General features: G+C 71.8%; 1 pseudogene. It reads left to right on the top strand.

Features of this window, described 5'->3' with window-relative positions:
• Window positions 1–461 (top strand): annotated as a pseudogene (locus EIZ44_RS44500) (IS1380 family transposase); the annotation flags it as partial.

The raw sequence follows: 461 nt of genomic DNA, 5'->3' as shown, positions 1-461 counted from the left end.
CGCGCCAACCTCGCCGCCGCCCGCGCCTGCGGCGCGACCGCAACCCTGGTGGCCCGGCTGGATTCCGGTTTCTACCACGGGGAAATCCTCGCCGCGATCCTCGCCGAGGGAGCCCGGTTCTCCGTCACCGCGCCGCAAAACCCCTCGGTCCGCGCCGCGATCGCCGCCATCGGCGAGAACGCATGGCAGCACATCGCCTACGGCCGCCCGGTCCACGACGCCGACACCGGACAATGGGCCCACGCCGCCGAGATCGCGGAAGTCCCCTACACCGCGTTCACCAACCCCACCCGCAACGGCCAGTTCATCACCGCCCGCCTCATCGTCCGCCGCGTCCGCGTCACCGCCCGAGACACCCGCGACGCGACCGGCGAACTGTTCCCCGCCTACCGCTACCAGGCCGTGTTCACCAACACCGGATTCGACACGGTCACCGCCGAAACACAGCACCGCGGCCGCGC

It is taken from the genome of Amycolatopsis nivea (assembly GCF_004522235.1).
GTDB classification, from domain to species: domain Bacteria; phylum Actinomycetota; class Actinomycetes; order Mycobacteriales; family Pseudonocardiaceae; genus Amycolatopsis; species Amycolatopsis nivea.
Note: the sequence above shows the minus strand (reverse complement) of the source record. Positions and strands in the feature narration are given on the sequence as shown.